The 14,516-nt window shown below is 73.0% G+C and carries 15 protein-coding genes; 7 read left to right on the top strand and 8 right to left on the bottom strand.

The features are described from left to right. Positions 1 to 106 precede the first annotated feature (106 nt). Positions 107 to 991 carry a metallophosphoesterase family protein gene (locus tag EBO15_RS24535; RefSeq protein WP_122196793.1) on the top strand — a complete coding sequence of 295 codons (885 nt, stop codon included), beginning with the start codon at positions 107 to 109 and terminating at the stop codon, positions 989 to 991. Positions 992 to 1,009: 18 nt separating this feature from the next. On the opposite strand, the gene EBO15_RS24530 is transcribed toward EBO15_RS24535, so the two are convergent. Next, the gene (locus tag EBO15_RS24530; protein WP_122196792.1) at positions 1,010 to 1,948 is read right to left on the bottom strand and encodes an ArsR/SmtB family transcription factor; all 939 of its coding nucleotides are present in this window, start codon (positions 1,946 to 1,948) and stop codon (positions 1,010 to 1,012) included. A 72-nt stretch (positions 1,949 to 2,020) separates the two neighbouring features. On the opposite strand from EBO15_RS24530, the gene EBO15_RS24525 reads away from it, so the two are divergent. Beyond that, a complete protein-coding gene (locus EBO15_RS24525) occupies positions 2,021 to 3,304 on the top strand; it encodes an MFS transporter (RefSeq protein ID WP_199744782.1) in 1,284 nt (427 codons plus the stop codon). 4 nt (positions 3,305 to 3,308) lie between these two features. On the opposite strand, the gene EBO15_RS24520 is transcribed toward EBO15_RS24525, so the two are convergent. Then, on the bottom strand, positions 3,309 to 3,764 hold the full coding sequence (locus tag EBO15_RS24520; protein ID WP_122196791.1) for a MarR family winged helix-turn-helix transcriptional regulator: 456 nt from the start codon (positions 3,762 to 3,764) through the stop codon (positions 3,309 to 3,311). 114 nt (positions 3,765 to 3,878) lie between these two features. Here EBO15_RS24520 and EBO15_RS24515 point away from each other — a divergent pair, with 114 nt between their 5' ends. Beyond that, positions 3,879 to 4,325: a nitroreductase family deazaflavin-dependent oxidoreductase gene (locus EBO15_RS24515; RefSeq protein ID WP_122196790.1), complete on the top strand. Its 447-nt coding sequence runs from the start codon at positions 3,879 to 3,881 to the stop codon at positions 4,323 to 4,325. Between the two features lie 68 nt (positions 4,326 to 4,393). Here EBO15_RS24515 and EBO15_RS24510 read toward each other — a convergent pair whose 3' ends face one another. Genes EBO15_RS24510 through EBO15_RS24500 form a run of 3 tightly spaced genes read right to left on the bottom strand, consistent with a single transcriptional unit; the run spans position 4,394 to position 7,455 of the window. Further along, entirely contained in the window at positions 4,394 to 5,305 is a 912-nt protein-coding gene (locus EBO15_RS24510; RefSeq protein ID WP_122196789.1) for an SMP-30/gluconolactonase/LRE family protein, read from the bottom strand. 14 nt (positions 5,306 to 5,319) lie between these two features. After that, entirely contained in the window at positions 5,320 to 6,192 is an 873-nt protein-coding gene (locus tag EBO15_RS24505; protein WP_122196788.1) for an SDR family oxidoreductase, read from the bottom strand. 15 nt (positions 6,193 to 6,207) lie between these two features. Beyond that, a complete protein-coding gene (locus EBO15_RS24500; protein WP_122196787.1) occupies positions 6,208 to 7,455 on the bottom strand; it encodes an MFS transporter in 1,248 nt (415 codons plus the stop codon). 62 nt (positions 7,456 to 7,517) lie between these two features. Between EBO15_RS24500 and EBO15_RS24495 the strand changes: the two genes are divergently transcribed. Then, entirely contained in the window at positions 7,518 to 8,420 is a 903-nt protein-coding gene (locus tag EBO15_RS24495; RefSeq protein ID WP_325051937.1) for a LysR substrate-binding domain-containing protein, read from the top strand. A 25-nt stretch (positions 8,421 to 8,445) separates the two neighbouring features. Here the strand turns inward: EBO15_RS24495 and EBO15_RS24490 are convergent, their stop codons facing one another. Further along, complete coding sequence (locus EBO15_RS24490; protein WP_122196786.1) at positions 8,446 to 9,183, bottom strand: TetR/AcrR family transcriptional regulator; 738 nt, start codon at positions 9,181 to 9,183, stop codon at positions 8,446 to 8,448. A 127-nt stretch (positions 9,184 to 9,310) separates the two neighbouring features. Between EBO15_RS24490 and EBO15_RS24485 the strand changes: the two genes are divergently transcribed. Then, positions 9,311 to 10,702 (top strand): serine hydrolase domain-containing protein, encoded by a 1,392-nt coding sequence (locus EBO15_RS24485; RefSeq protein WP_122196785.1) that lies wholly within the window; start codon positions 9,311 to 9,313, stop codon positions 10,700 to 10,702. Between the two features lie 57 nt (positions 10,703 to 10,759). Here the strand turns inward: EBO15_RS24485 and EBO15_RS24480 are convergent, their stop codons facing one another. Beyond that, positions 10,760 to 11,347 (bottom strand): TetR/AcrR family transcriptional regulator, encoded by a 588-nt coding sequence (locus tag EBO15_RS24480; RefSeq protein WP_122196784.1) that lies wholly within the window; start codon positions 11,345 to 11,347, stop codon positions 10,760 to 10,762. Positions 11,348 to 11,475: 128 nt separating this feature from the next. Between EBO15_RS24480 and EBO15_RS24475 the strand changes: the two genes are divergently transcribed. Continuing rightward, positions 11,476 to 12,489, top strand: a complete 1,014-nt coding sequence (locus EBO15_RS24475; protein ID WP_122196783.1) for an aldo/keto reductase — start codon at positions 11,476 to 11,478, stop codon at positions 12,487 to 12,489. A gap of 71 nt (positions 12,490 to 12,560) precedes the next feature. Here EBO15_RS24475 and EBO15_RS24470 read toward each other — a convergent pair whose 3' ends face one another. Beyond that, complete coding sequence (locus EBO15_RS24470) at positions 12,561 to 13,745, bottom strand: erythromycin esterase family protein (RefSeq protein WP_122196782.1); 1,185 nt, start codon at positions 13,743 to 13,745, stop codon at positions 12,561 to 12,563. A gap of 77 nt (positions 13,746 to 13,822) precedes the next feature. Here EBO15_RS24470 and EBO15_RS24465 point away from each other — a divergent pair, with 77 nt between their 5' ends. Further along, positions 13,823 to 14,512, top strand: coding sequence for a TioE family transcriptional regulator (locus EBO15_RS24465; RefSeq protein WP_122196781.1), 690 nt, complete (start codon positions 13,823 to 13,825; stop codon positions 14,510 to 14,512). Positions 14,513 to 14,516: the final 4 nt, after the last annotated feature.

Raw genomic sequence — 14,516 nt, 5'->3', positions numbered from 1 at the left:
CACCGGGCACGTTCCGTCCCGCCGGGAGTCGGTTGACCGCTTCGTCGGTCCCGTCCGACATTGGGGGCTGCGGTTCGGTGCGTAGGAAGATCGGGGAGGTCGGTTCATGAAGATCGCGTTCTTCGGTGATGTCCACGGGTGCGTTCTGCACGCGCTGGGCGGGGCGGTCCTGCTCGCCCGCCACCGGGAGGTCGAGCTCGACGCCATCGTCCAGGTCGGGGATCTGGGCGCGTTCCCTGGGCCCGAGCGGTGGGACGACGCGAGCCGACGGTTCGGCGCCGACCATCCGGCCCAGGGGGACTTCTTCCGCCTTCTGGATCCAACGCCGCAGATGGCCGGCGACGTCCGTCGCGCTCTGGAACGGATCCCGCCGTTCGTGTTCCTCAGCGGGAACCACGAGGACCACGATTGGCTCGCCCGCCTGCACGAAGCTGGCGGCACCTTGACGGCGGTCGACCCGCTCGGCGCGTTCCGGCATGTCCCGTGCGGGCACATCGCCGACATCGCGGGGCAGCGAACGGCGTTCCTCGGGAAGATCGAGAAGCCGGGGCCGACAGACTTCGACCCCGGCGCCTACGCCCGCCTGATGGACGTCGAGCCCGGCAGCGTGGACGTCCTGGTCACCCATGACGGCCCCTACGGCCTGTCGACGTGGCGGGGAGTCACCCAGGGGTCCAGGAAGGTGACCGCGCTCATCGAGCATCTGCGACCGCGGCTGCACGTCGGCGGCCACTACCACCATGAACACGGTCCGCGCCGGTACGGTCCGACGACGTCCTACACGCTCGCCCAGCTCGTCGGGCCCAAGGCGAACAAGAGGGACGCGCGGCCGATCAACCCCCGGCAGCAGATCGCACCGGGCAGCATCGCCCTGCTCGACACCCGGACCTACGCCTTCGAGTACGTCCACGACGCGTGGCTCGCCGACGTCCACGGCGACGAACTCGACCTGGCCGCGCTGGTCGGCGACGGCGCTCGCCGGGAAGCGTGACCCGTCAGGCGTGACCCGTCAGGCGAGGAGGGCCTCGGCGATCTCGGTTCGGGCGTAGAGGACGTAGCGGCCCGCGCGGTGCGCCGAGACGAGCCCGGCGTCACGCAGCGCGGTGAGGTGCTGGGACGTTCCGCCGGCCGAGAGTCCCGCGCGGAACGCCAGGTCGCCGGTGGCGGCCGGTTCGTCCAGGAGGGCGAGCAGGCGGGCGCGGGAACCGCCGAGGATCTTCGCGAGCGCGGCCGGCGCGTCCCGCTCGCGGTGCTCCCAGAGCGTCCCGACGCCGCGCGCCGGGTAGCGCAGCAGCGGCTGCCAGCCGGGTTCGGTGAGGGAGAACAGCTTGGGCCAGGCGAAGGCGGACGGCACGAGCAGCAACCCGCGTCCGTCCAGCGGAACGGTGCCGGGACGGGTGCGGGGCACGTTCAGCTGGTCGCCCATCCACGAGACGCCCGGGCTGAGGTCGGCGAACAGGCGGTGCGCGCCGCCGGAGGCGAGCAGGCGCGCGCGGTAGAGGATGTCGCCGTCCAGCAGCGCCCGGATACGGGGCCAGTAGGGCGCGAGGGCGACGTCCCAGAACTCGGCGACGGTGTCGGCGAGCCGGTCGAGTCCGGCCTGCGGGTCGGGGGCGGGCGGCAGGCCGAGCAGTGCGCGGTCGGTGACGAACCGGTCGTGCGGCTGGAGGCGCAGGGCGGCGAGTTCGAGGTCCAGGTCGGGCGCGGGCGAGGTCGGCGGCGGGCACGCGGACGCGGCGATCAGGCGGGGCGCGACCAGCTCCGACAGCGGTTCCAGGCGGGTTCCGGCGGCGGCGAGCCGCGGCCGGACGGTCTCGGCCCACCGCCGGTGCAGCGGGTGCTCGGCCGGGTACTTGAGCACCCGGACGGCCGCCACCGTCTCCCACAGCGGTGAGATCGCGAACCGGGTGTAGGCCAGATCGTCGGCCGAGAAGGTCAGTTCGAGCACGCGATTCCCTCCTGGATTCGGTCCAGCCTAAATCCATCGAGGCGGAGCCGGGACTCGGCGAGGGTTCCGGGCATGACGACCCTCACTCGCGACGTCCCGCGGCCCGTGCTGGCCGACCGGGACTTCCGCCTGCTGTTCACCGCGGCGACGGTGTCCAAGATCAGCGCACAGCTCGGCACGCTCGCCCTCCCGCTGCTCGCGCAGACCGTCCTGCACGCCAATCCCGGCCAGGTCGGCCTGCTGACCGCGTTGAGCACGGCCGCGTTTCTGCTGGTGGGCCTCCCGGCCGGGCCGTGGGTCGACCGCATGCGCAAGCGGCGCGTGCTGGTGGTCTCCGACCTGGTCCGCGCGGTCCTGGTCGGGTCGGTCCCGGCGGCCTGGGCACTGGACGTGCTGACGCTTCCGCAGCTCTACGTGGTCACGCTGCTCACCGGCGTCGGGACCGTGTTCTTCGACGTCGCGCACCTCAGCGTGCTGCCCGCCCTGGTCGGACGCGACCGGCTGGTGGCCGCGAACTCGGCGCTGGCCAGCCTCAACACCGTCGCGGACGTGTCGGGGCGCGGCGTCGGAGGCTTCGTCGTCCAGCTCCTCGGCGCGCCCTTCGCCGTCCTGGCGGACGCGGTGGGCTACCTGTGGTCGGCGTGCTTCCTGCGGAAGCTGCGCCCGGCCGAGTCCGCGCTTCCGGCCCGGCGGGGCGGCATGGGGGACGGGCTGCGGTTCGTCCTCGGGCATCCGGCCCTGCGCCCGGCGGTGCTGGAGGGCGCGCTCGCCAACTTCAGCATCCAGATCTGCCAGGTCGCGTTCCTGGTGCTGTTCACCAGTGAGCTGCATCTGCCGGCCGGGGTACTGGGTCTGTTCCTCGCGGCGGGCGGGCTCGGCGCGTTCCTCGGCTCGACGGCCGCGCCCGCCCTCGCGCGGCGGCTCGGTTTCGGCCGCGCCCTGTGGCTCGTCGGGATCGGTGTCGCGCCGTTCGCCCTGCTCACCGCCCTGGTCGAGCGCGGGCCGCTGCTGTGGCTGGCGGGCCTCGGCTGGATGGTCAGCCTGTTCAAGATCGGCGTCGACAACGTCCTGCTGGTCAGCTTCCGCCAGCAGATCACCCCGGACGGCATGCTCGGCAGGATGAACGCCACGACCCGCTTCCTGCTCACGGGCGCCCTCGCGATCGGCGGCCTCGTCGCCGGAGCCATCGCCGAGTACACGAGCGTCCGCACGGCCCTCTGGGTCGGCGTCACCGGCCTGGCCCTGCGCTGGCTGATCGGCTTCTTCTCCCCGGTCCGCCGGATGTCCACCATGACCGACACCACGTGGCGGGCGCCCGCCCCTTCCGAGGAGACGACCGCCGAGCAGGGTTCCTAGGCGGTCAGCGTGTGTCGCCGTCCGGTGGGGCGTCGCTCAGGACGCGTGCCAAGAGATCGCGCAGGTGCTCCTGGTCGGGGCCGGGGAGCGCGAAGAACGTCTTGGTCAGCGCGTGACTGCGGGAGCGCAGCTGGTCACGGCGCTCCTCACCCGCCTCGGTGAGCACGACGTGCTTGACGCGCCGGTCGCCGGGAGCGGGCCGGCGGGTCACCAGTCCGCGCCGTTCCAGGCCGTCGACGATGCCGGTGACGTTGGACGGCTCGCAGGACAGCCAGTCGGCCAGCCGGCGCATGGGGGCGGGGCCGGACAGGTTGACCAGGACGAGCGCCTGGGCCGGGGGGAGGCCGAGTTCCGCCGCGGCGGCGTTGAACCGGGCGCGCAGCCGCGCGGTGGCCTCGAAGACCAGGCCGCTCAGCTCGGCGACGACCAGGTCGGTTCCGCAGTCGGCTTCGTCGCTCATGCCCGCAGCTTAGCCGTTGATTAAGGAGGTTGACTATTTAGTTTCTGAAGTAGTGGCTATGCTGCCTCGACAGAAGCTTAAGCAACTGAACTATCAAGTTCCTCAAGGAGTGCCGTGACGACGCAACCGGGCGACGAGGTCTTCGACAGCCCCACTCAGTGGGTCGCCGACCACATCCGCACCTACCTCGACACTGGCGGCACGCAGGGGCACCTCTACCAGGGGTGGCCGACGCTGCTGCTCACCACACGCGGCCGCAGATCCGGCAAACTGCGCCGCACCGCGCTGATCTACGGCCGTGACCAGGACCGCTACCTGCTGGTGGCGTCCAACGGCGGAGCCGCCCAGCATCCCGCCTGGTACCTCAACCTCACCGAGCACCCGCAGGTGACCGTCCAGATCGAGAGCGACGTCTTCACCGCGCTGGCCCGCACCGCCACCGATCAGGAGAAGCCGCCGCTCTGGAGCCAGATGGCCTCGGTGTTCCCCCTCTATGACACCTACCAAGGTCAGGCCGCCCGCGACATCCCGCTGGTGATCCTGGACAAGAACACCCCCTGACACCGGCCCCGCCCGGCAGGCGCCCATCCCTTCCGATGGGGCGCCCGCCGAACGGGGTTCCCGGGCGGTCAGGGACGGGGGATGGCGACAGCGTCGTAGCGCGTCGTGGGGGTGGGCGGCGTGTCGAAGCGGGCGTTGGTCAGGTAGAGGCGCGACCCGAACGCGGCCATGGTCGCCGGGCAGTCGAACAGGCGCGGGGCGGTGACCCGCTGGACGACCCGGCCGTCCGTCCCGGCCCTGTTCAGGTGCAGGACGGCCACCGTGTTGTACCTGTTCTGCACCGCGTAGAGGGTGCGGCCTCGCAGGAGGAGGCCGTCGCCCTCCTTCAGCGAGTCGCCGTGCAGGTTCACGCGGCGGGTCACGCCGTCGTGGCCGACGCGGAACAGGTCGCCGGTGTTGGACTGGACGACGAGCAGGGCCGTCCCGTCCGGGGTGGGCGTGATGCCGTTGGCGTTGAAGCCGCTCTCGTAGGCGATGTCGCCGGTGAGCGGGATCCGCTCGACCTTGGCGGGCAGGCTCTCGCCGCGCAGCGGCAGCTTGTAGAGGACCGGGTTGGTGGAGTCGGTGATCCAGGCCGCTCCTTCGGTGAGCGTGATGTCGTTGACGAACGCCGGCCCGCCGGTCAGCCGGTAGGTGGCCAGGACGCGCCCGGTGCGGGTGTCGACGACCCGGGCGTCGCCGCCCGTGCCGCCCGCGACGAACAGGTGCCCGTAGGCGTCGAGTTTCAGGCCGAGGGACTGCGTGCCGGGCCCCTTGCTGAAGACGGCGCCGCGGCCGGTGCGCAGGTCGGCGCGGTAGATGGAGCCGTCGGCCATCGAGCCGACGTAGGCGACCGGGCCGGGCCCGGTGGCGATGCCCTCGGGCTGGAAGCCGTCCGGGAGGCGGATGTCGGTGGGGAACGGCGCCGTCGCCTGGGCCGGTGCGGTCGTCGCGCCGAGCAGTCCGAGGGCGAGGAGGGCCGAGATGGTCGTGCGTCGCATGATGTGGCTCCTTGTCAGTGGCAGAAGGCGGGGGCGTGGTCGCGGACGAAGTCGGCGACGTCGCGCGGGGGACGGCCCAGCAGGTCGGCGACGGTGCCGGTGGTGAAGTCGCCCCAGCCGGAGGTGTAGGCCCGCGCGTACTCCTCGAGCATGTCGACGATCCAGGACGGGACGCCGTTGCCGAGCAGGGCCTCGCGCTTGGCGTCGTCGCTGACCGGCCGGTACCCGACGGGACGGTCGAGCGCGGCGGTGAACCGCTCGGCGACCTCGCCGAACGTCAGCGAGCTCGGGCCGGTGAGGGTGTAGGTGCGGCCGTGGTGCACGCCGGGGTCGTCCAGCAGGACCCGGGCGGCGCACTCGGCGATGTCCCGGGCGTCGATCATTCCGAGCCGGGCCCCGGCCATGTTCAGCGAGAACGCGTCGCCTCCGGCCACGTCGCCCGCCTCGTTCAGCAGGTTCTGCATGAACCAGTGCGGGCGCAGGATCGTCCAGCTCATGCCGCACTGCTCGACCTCGCGGTCCGACAGCGCGTGCAGCCGGGCGCTGCGGGACGGCGCGTCGTGCGCCGCGCCGACGACCGACAGCCGGACGACGCGTTCCACGCCCGCCTCGCGCGCGGCCCACATGGCGTTCATGTTGTGCTCCGGCGTGCGCGGACCGTTCGGGACGAGCAGCCAGAGGTCCTGAACGCCCTCGAACGCCGCCGGGAGCGACCGGGGGTCGTCGAGGTCGCCGGCGGCGACCTCGACGCCGCGTTCGCGGAGGCCGTCGGCCTTGGCCGGGTCGCGGACGAGCGCGCGGAGGCGCACGTCGGCGTCCTGCAGGGCGTCCATCAGCGCCGTGGACACGGTGCCGGTGGCGCCGGTGATGAGGATGGTGCGTGACATGCCGTTTTCTCCTTGTCAGTGGGTCGAGGCGGCGGGCGTCCGCTCCGGGACCGGGTCGACCGGGACGGCCGTCCGCCGGTGCGTGAGGCGTTCGAGGATCCAGAGCAGGACGGTTCCCGCCGAGAGGACGGCGCCCAGCGCGGACACGGCGTTCCAGCCGCCGTGCGCCCAGGCGAACGAGGTCAGTGCGGAGCCCGCCGCGCCGCCGAGGAACAGCGACGTGGTGAAGGCGGAGTTGATGCGGTTGCGGGCCTCGGGCCGCAGCCCGTACAGGACGTTCTGGGTGCTGTTCAGCACCGCCTGATGGGCCAGGTCGAGGACGACCACGCCGGTGAGCAGCCAGAACAGCGAGTGGCCCCCGGCGGCGGACGCCGCCCACGACAGCACCAGCAGGACCGTCCCGGCGCCGGTCACCGCCTGCACGAGTCCCCGGTCGGCGAGCCGCCCCGCGAACGTGGCGGTGAGCGCACCCACCACGCCGAGCAGCCCCACCGACCCGATGGACGACTCGGACCAGCCGTACGGCGGGCCCGACAGCAGGAACGTCACGGCCGTCCACAGGACGCTGAACGAGGCCAGGCTGAGGGCGCCGATGCCCGCGCGCCACCGCAGCAGCGGCTCGTACCGGAACATCGCCGCGGTGGATCGCAGCAGGCCGGGGTAGGTGAGGCTCCGGTCGCGCCCGCCGAGGCGGGGCAGGAAGACGCGGAGCAGGACGGCCATGACGGCCATCAGCACCGCGTCGACCCAGTAGACCGTCCGCCAGCCGCCGAGGTCGGCGAGCGTGCCGGACGCGGTGCGCGCCACGAGCAGGCCGAGCATCAGCCCGGTCATCACCGTCCCGACGACCTTGCCGCGTTCGTGCGGGGCGGCGAGCGCCGCCGCGAACGGGACGACCACCTGCGCTCCGACCGAGGCCAGCGCGGTCAGGGCCGTCCCGGCGAGCAGGACGGTGCCGTTCGGCGCGGTCGCCGACACCAGCAGGAACACCGCCGTCGCCGCGTACAGGGCCACCGCGAGCCGCCGCCGTTCCATCAGGTCGCCCAGCGGGACCAGCAGCGTCAGGCCGAGCGCGTACCCGGCCTGCGCGGCGGTGACCAGCAGCGTCGCCTGCGCGGAACCGAGGTCCAGTTCGCGGCCGATCAGGTCGAGGAGCGGCTGGGCGAAGTAGTTGCCCGCGGCGGCCAGCCCGGTCGCCGCCGCCATGAGCGCCAGCTGTCCGCGCGGCAGCCCGCCGCCCTCGGGATGAGAGCTCGTCGTCATGCGTTCAGCGTGGGCCAGCCTTGATCAATGAGTCCAACACATGTTTGTCATGGACATCGATCGTGATCCACGATGGCTTCGTGGAGCTCCAGCAGATGCGTTACGTCGTCGCCGTCGCCGAGACGGGCACCTTCACCCGCGCCGCCGAGCGGTGCATGGTCGTGCAGTCCGCGCTCAGCCACCAGATCGCGCGGCTGGAGCGGGAGCTCGGCGCGAGGCTGTTCGACCGGACGAGCCGCCGCGTCCGGCTGACCCCGGCGGGCGAGGCGTTCCTGCCCGCGGCGCGGCTGTCGCTGGACGCGGCGGAACGCGCGAAGGCCGAGGTGGCGGCGGTGTCCGGGGAGGTCCGCGGGCAGATCGCGATCGGCGCGATCCCGACCGTCACGGCGGTGGACCTGCCCGGCGTCCTGGAGCGCTTCCACGCGCGCCACCCGCTGGTGCGGATCGGCCTGCGGTCGGGCGCGAGCGAGGAACTGGTCGAACGCGTGCGGCTCGGCACCCTGGACGTCGCGTTCCTCGGGATCCCGGTCGGCGCGCACCCGAAGGACGTCCGCGGGCGGGAGCTGGCGCGCGGCGAGCTCGTCGCGGTCGTCGCACCGGGCCACGCCCTCGCCGGGCAGGACCACGTGAACCTGCGCGACCTCGCGGACGAGCCGTTCGTCGACTTCCCCCCGGGGTCGGCGGCGCGGGCGCAGTCGGACGAGGCGTTCACGGCCGCGGGCGTCCGGCGGGAGGTCGGCTTCGAGATCTCGACGGTGGACTTCATGGCCCGGCTCATCCAGCGGGGCCTCGGCATCGGGCTGATGCCCGCGTCGTTCGTGTCCGAGCTGTCCGGCCTGGCCGTCCTGCAGATCCGCGACGCTCCGACGCGGATGGAGCACCTGGTGTGGAGCCGGTTCCCGCCGTCCCCGGCCCTGGCGGCCTTCCTCGCCGAACTCGGCGTCTCGCCCACCGGCGGCGAGTAGCGCCACCTCGCGACGGCGAGCGGCGCTATCTCGCGGCGGCGAACCGTTGGGCGATCCCCTGGAGGACGCACTCCAGCCCGACGGTGAAGTCGTCGTCGCGGACGGCGCGGACGTCCTGGTCACCCCGCGCCGCGTAGATGCGGTGGAGGCGCGGGTAGGCGCGGGTGGCCTCCTCGGCGGCGGGCAGCAGGCCCGCGGCCCATTCCTCCTGCGTCCGGCCGCTGCGCGCGAGCGTCCTCAGCGTGGCGGACTCGCTGGTGGCGACGCCGACGACGTAGGCGATCACGGTGTGGACGGCCTGCTCGGCCGCCGCGGGCTCGAGGCCGCCGTCCTCGAGGACGGCGAGGAGGCCCTCCATCAGGCGCAGCACGTTCGGCCCGAGGTAGGCCAGGCCGGTCTCGCCCAGGACCGACACGGCCCAGGGGTGGCGCAGGAACGCGGCGCGCACGCCGTGCATGCACCGGGACACCGCGGCCTGCCAGTCGGCCGGGTCGCCCGGGGCGGGGAGCTCGATCTCGCCGTAGACCTCGTCGACGACGAGTTCGAGCAGCTCGTCCTTGTTGGCGACGTGCGTGTACATCGAGGTGGCGCCCGCGTTCAGCCGGGTGCCGAGCTTGCGCATGCTCAGCGCGTCGATGCCCTCGGCGTCCAGGAGCTCCAGCGCGGCGGCGACGATCTGCTCGCGGCCGAGGGAGGGCTGCTCGCGGCGTCGCGGCCGCGGCCGGGTCCACACCGAGGGGATCGGCTGACTTCCGGTCGCCATGCGGCCTCCTCATCGTGTCCCCGGACGGTTGCCGGACAGTGTACGGGTTGCGCACAGTGTGCGGCGAACGTACGGTGTGCGGAGCGCCGAACAGTGTGCGGCAACGAGTGATCCGAAGGGGACATCCATGGCGTTCGACATCGGCCGATGGCAGGGCAGGCTCGACGAACTGCGCGTGAAGCACCACGTGCCGGGGGCGTCGCTGGCCGTCCTGACCGGCGGCTCCGTCCACGAACTGGCGAGCGGGCTGGCGCACCGGGGGACGGGCGTGGAGGTGAGGCCGGGCACGGTGTTCCTGGCCGGGTCGCTCGCCAAGACCTACACCGCGACTCTCGTGATGCAGCTCGTCGACTCCAGCGTCCTCGACCTGGACGCTCCGGTCGCGAGCGTCCTCCCGGAGTTCGCGACGCCCGACCTGGACGCCACGGGACGGATCACCGTCCGGCGCCTGCTGTCCCACACCGGCGGGATGACCAACGATTTTACCCACGACACCGGCCGCGGCGACGACTGCGTGGCCCGGTACGTCGAGGCCCTCCGGAACGTGCCGCTCGACTGCCCGCCCGGGACGACCCTCTCCTACGGCAGCTCGGGGTACGTCGTCCTCGGCCGGATCGTCGAGACCCTCACCGGGCTGACCTGGGACCAGGCGCTCAAGGAGCGGGTGCTCGCGCCGCTCGGACTGGAGCACTCGATGACGCTGCCCGAGGAGGCGCTGCGCTTCCGCGCCGCCATGGGACACCTCGGCGACCCCGGGACCGAGCCCGTCCCGGCGCCCGTCTGGGACCTGATGCCGCGCTCGGCCGGTCCGTACGGCCGGGTCATCGTCTCGGCGGGCGACGTGGCCCGGTTCGCCCGGATGCACCTGGCCGGGGGAGTCGGCCCGGACGGCACGCGGATCCTGTCGGCCGGGGCCGCCGCGGCGATGCACCGCCGCGAGGTCGACAGCCCCGACAGGTGGTCGATGTCGGCGGACGGATGGGGCCTCGGCTGGGCGCTGTACGACTGGGACGGCGTCCTCGGCTACGGGCACGACGGCAGCGCCGCGACGACGCAGTCGTACCTGCGGGTCGTCCCGGACGCCGGGGTCGCGCTCGTCCTGCTCACCAACGGCGGCGACTTCGCCCGCCTCTACGGGGACCTGTTCGCCGAGCTGCTGGACGAGCTGGCGGGCGTGCGCATGCCACCGCCCTTCGCGCCGCCGGCGGACCCGCCCGAGGTCGACATGACGCCGTGGCTCGGCGTCTACGCGCGCGAGGGCGTCGTCACGACCATCACCCGGGACTCCGGCGGCCGCGCGCGCATCAGGTACGAGTTCGTCGGCGGGATGAAGGAGATCGTCGAGTCCATGGGCGGTTTCTCGCCCAGCGTCGAGGGCGATCTGACGCCGCTGTCGCCGACGGTGTTCGCGGCGGGCGGCCTGTTCGGGCACGACTACATGCCGGTGGTGTTCTCCACGCTGCCCGACGGGACGCCCTGCGTGCACGTCAGCATGCGCGCCGCCCCCAGGACCGGCTGAGACGGGGCGCGAGCCACCGGGTCACTCTCACCGGAATGCCGTTCCGGTAAAGAACTCCTAGGGAGTGCGGCGCAGGCCCGCGACGAGGAGTGCCACCAGGCGGCGCGCGTCATAGTGGGGATCGGCCTCCGCGCCGATACAGAGGTTGCCGATGCCGCGCATGAGCTCGTAGGCGCTGACGTCGGAGCGGATCTCGCCCGCGTCGGCGGCGGCCCGGAGCAGGTCGGCGCACACGGGAAGGAGGCTGTCGACGAAGCAGGAGTGCAGGGACTGGAAGGCGGGGTCGTCCGACTGCAGGGCGGCGGCCAGGCCGTGCTTGGTGACGACGAAGTCGACGAACTGGTCGGCCCATCGTCCCAGCGCCTCGGCGGGGGAGGCGTCGCCGGCCAGCAGCGTCCGCCCGGCCTCGGCGCAGGACTCGACCTGGTGCCGGTAGACGGCGGTGATCAGGTCCGCGCGCGTCGGGAAGTGGCGGTAGATGGTCGCGACGCCCACTCCCGCGCGGGACGCGATGTCGCGCACGGGCGCCTCGACGCCCGAGGTCACGAACACCGCGGCCGCGGCGTCCAGCAGTGCCCGCTCGTTGCGCCGGGCGTCGGCCCGCTTGCGCGGGGCGGCCTTCCCGGCGGCAGTCTCCTCGGTCATCACGCTCTCCCGTTGCCAAGCGGAACCATGTTCCGTATATTAATCGGAACATGGTTCCGCTTGTTCCCATGATGCCAGATCGGGAACGGGCGATCCAACGTCATGCCCGTTCGACGAAGGAGCACGGTATGCGGTACCGCACCCTGGGACGCACCGGAGTCCAGGTGAGCACGCTGGTGCTCGGCGCGATGAACTTCGGCAGGATCGGCGCCACCGGCCAGGACGAGGCGGACGCCATCATCGGCGCCGCGCTCGACGCCGGGATCAACCTCATCGACACGGCCGACATCTACCCCGGCTCCGAGGAGATCGTCGGCAAGGCCATCGCGGGCCGCCGGGACGACATCGTCCTGGCGACCAAGGCGGGGCTGCCGGTGGACGACGACCGCGCCCACCGGGGCTCCTCGCGCCGCTGGCTGGTCACCGAGCTCGACAACAGCCTGCGCCGCCTCGGCGTCGACCACGTCGACCTCTACCAGATCCACCGCTGGGGCCCTGCGACCTCCGACGAGGAGACCCTGTCGGCGCTGACCGACCTGCGGACGGCCGGGAAGATCCGCCACTTCGGCTCCTCGACCTTCCCCGCCCACCGCATCGTCCAGGCCCAGTGGGCCGCGCGCGAGGGCCGCCTCGGACGGTACGTCACCGAGCAGCCGAGCTACTCCGTCCTCCAGCGCGGGATCGAGGCCGACGTCCTGCCGGTCACCGAGGAGTACGGGATGGGCGTGCTGGTGTGGAGCCCGCTCGCGTCGGGCTGGCTGTCCGGCGCGGTCCGCGCGGGGCAGGAGATCACCACGCACCGCGCGACGCTCCTGCCCGACCGCTTCGACGTGTCGGTGCCGTCCAACCGGGCCCGGATGGACGCGGTCGAGCGCCTGGTGAAGGTCGCCGACGAGGCGGGCCTCACGCTGATCCAGCTCGCGCTCGGGTTCGTCACCGCGCACCCGGCCGTGACCAGCGCGATCATCGGCCCGCGGACGCTCGACCACCTGCGCTCGCAGCTCGCCGCCGCCGACACCGTCCTGTCCGCGGACGTCCTGGACGCGATCGACAAGATCGTCGCGCCGGGCGTCGACCTGGCCGCGCACGAGAAGCGCGACACACCGCCGTCCCTGCTCGACGCGTCGCTGCGCCGCCGCTGACCACCCCCGCTGACCGCACCCTGGTGGGAGGGCCGCCTGGTGGGAGGGCCGCCCCACCAGGCGGTGCCGGGTCAGACCTCCCGGAGGAACACGACGGCGTCGACCAGGTCGAGCGTGGACGGGTCGAGCGAGGCATAGGTGTGGTCGGCCGGGATCCGGTGCTCCGGCTTCCGGTCGAGGACCTCGGCGAGACGCTTCGGGTCGACGACGCTCCGGGCGTCGGGCAGCCCGGACAGGATCCCTTCGAGGCTGCCCGGCGCGGGGACGTCGGAGCCCCGGGTGCCGAAGTTGGCCGCCACGACGGCGTACCGGTCGCCGAGGCGCTCGGCGGTGATGGCTCCGGCGCTCCACCACTCGACCCGCCGCCCGTCCCAGCTCATGCTGCTGCGGCTGCGCTGCAGGTGGCTGTTGTGCGAGAAGACGAGCGTGGGCCCCCGCCGCTCCTCACGGCGGACGATCGCGTCGAGGTTGTCGGCCATCATCGTGTCGCGCAGCGCCATCAGCGTTCCGACGCGGGCGGGCGAGGGGTCGGCCATGGCGGCGTGGTGGCGCAGGAGCCCGGCCGCGGCGCGCCCGTGCAGGTCGGCGCGCCACCAGTCGTCCGGGGAGGTCGCGGCGATCAGGTGCGGGGAGTGCGCGGTGAGGAGCGCACGCAGGTCGTCGGCGACCAGCCGCAGCTCGCGGGCCTCAGGCGTCCGGCCCACGGACGCCGACGGGTCCATCATGACGGCCGGGTTCGTCCAGGGCTCGTCCGCGCCGAGGAGCCCGTCCAGGTCGGCGCGGCTCACCGGCAGGTCGAGGTGGGGGGCGAGGTGGTCGTACAGGAAGGTCAGGGCCTCGCGCGGGCTTGCGGCACCGGCGGTCTCCAGCGGGCCGTCCATGCCGTAGAAGTGGAGCCGCTCGCCCGGCGGGCGCTCCTGGTTGTGGGCGCGCATCCAGGCGACCAGTTCGCGGTTGGCGGGGTAGGCGCCCCAGCCGTGGCTGAAGCCGCGCTCCATCGTCTCGTCGAGGACGCCGGTGCCGGCGGTGACGTGGGCGTCGACGGCGAGGGCCATGAGGCAGTCGCTCTCGAGGACGACCGAGCGGTACCCCTCGTGCTCGACGAGGTGGCGGAAGAGCTCGTTGCGCAGCTCCGGGAACGCCTCGACGCCGTGCGTGGGTTCGCCGAGGCCGAGGACGCGGGTGGTCGCGGGCAGGAGGGCGGTGAGGGAGTCGCCGTGGAAGGGACGCGCGGCGTCCCGGATCGGGTCCGTCATGAGGTTCAATCGTATCGTTGAACCTTCGATGTAAGCTTTGACGCTCTCTCCGCTTCGTTCTGTGGGTGAAGTCTCAAATGGGGTTGCGTCCTGTCGACCTGGCTCGGGAGCACGGCCTGTCCACGCAGGCGGTGCGCAACTACGAGGAGGCGGGCGTCCTGCCGCCCGCCGAGCGCACGCCGAGCGGCTACCGCGTCTACGCCCCGCGGCACGCGGCGGCGCTGCGGGCGTTCCTGGCGCTCGTCCCGGCGCACGGCCACGCGACGGCGTCCGCGATCATGCGGGCGGCGAACGGCGGCACGGTCGAGGAGGCGTTCCGGCTGATCGACGAGAGCCACGCCGAGCTGGCGGGCGACCGGCGCACGCTGGAGGCCGTCGAACGGGCCCTGCACGACCTGACGCTCCCGGACGCCGGGGAGATCACGCGCGGGCGGACGTTCATCGGGCCGCTGGCGCGCCGGCTCGGCATCCGCCCGGCGACCCTGCGGAAGTGGGAACACGCCGGTCTGGTCGTCCCCGGCCGGGATCCTCGGACCGGCTACCGCGTCTACGGCCCCGACGACGTCCGGGACGTGCTGATGGCGCACCAGTTGCGGCGCGGTTGCTACGGGCTCGACCAGATCGGGCAGGTGCTGGAGCAGATGCGGACGGCGGGCGGCCCCGAAGCGCTCCAGCCGACCCTGCGCGAATGGCACCAGCGACTCACGGCGCGCGGACGGGCCATGCTCACCGGCGCCGCCGCGCTCAACGCCTACCTGAACGACTGACCCG

The organism is Actinomadura harenae, from assembly GCF_003696215.1.
GTDB classification, from domain to species: domain Bacteria; phylum Actinomycetota; class Actinomycetes; order Streptosporangiales; family Streptosporangiaceae; genus Spirillospora; species Spirillospora harenae.
This window is presented reverse-complemented; position numbering and strand designations above follow the sequence as displayed.

Excerpts from the sequence above, each read along its gene's own strand:
- EBO15_RS24535 (WP_122196793.1), top strand. The coding sequence starts at position 107 with ATGAAGATCGCGTTCTTCGGTGATGTCCACGGGTGCGTTCTGCACGCG.
- EBO15_RS24525 (WP_199744782.1), top strand. The coding sequence starts at position 2,021 with ATGACGACCCTCACTCGCGACGTCCCGCGGCCCGTGCTGGCCGACCGG.
- EBO15_RS24520 (WP_122196791.1), bottom strand. The coding sequence starts at position 3,764 with ATGAGCGACGAAGCCGACTGCGGAACCGACCTGGTCGTCGCCGAGCTG.
- EBO15_RS24510 (WP_122196789.1), bottom strand. The coding sequence starts at position 5,305 with ATGCGACGCACGACCATCTCGGCCCTCCTCGCCCTCGGACTGCTCGGC.
- EBO15_RS24505 (WP_122196788.1), bottom strand. The coding sequence starts at position 6,192 with ATGTCACGCACCATCCTCATCACCGGCGCCACCGGCACCGTGTCCACG.
- EBO15_RS24500 (WP_122196787.1), bottom strand. The coding sequence starts at position 7,455 with ATGACGACGAGCTCTCATCCCGAGGGCGGCGGGCTGCCGCGCGGACAG.
- EBO15_RS24490 (WP_122196786.1), bottom strand. The coding sequence starts at position 9,183 with ATGGCGACCGGAAGTCAGCCGATCCCCTCGGTGTGGACCCGGCCGCGG.
- EBO15_RS24485 (WP_122196785.1), top strand. The coding sequence starts at position 9,311 with ATGGCGTTCGACATCGGCCGATGGCAGGGCAGGCTCGACGAACTGCGC.
- EBO15_RS24480 (WP_122196784.1), bottom strand. The coding sequence starts at position 11,347 with ATGACCGAGGAGACTGCCGCCGGGAAGGCCGCCCCGCGCAAGCGGGCC.
- EBO15_RS24475 (WP_122196783.1), top strand. The coding sequence starts at position 11,476 with ATGCGGTACCGCACCCTGGGACGCACCGGAGTCCAGGTGAGCACGCTG.
- EBO15_RS24470 (WP_122196782.1), bottom strand. The coding sequence starts at position 13,745 with ATGACGGACCCGATCCGGGACGCCGCGCGTCCCTTCCACGGCGACTCC.
- EBO15_RS24465 (WP_122196781.1), top strand. The coding sequence starts at position 13,823 with ATGGGGTTGCGTCCTGTCGACCTGGCTCGGGAGCACGGCCTGTCCACG.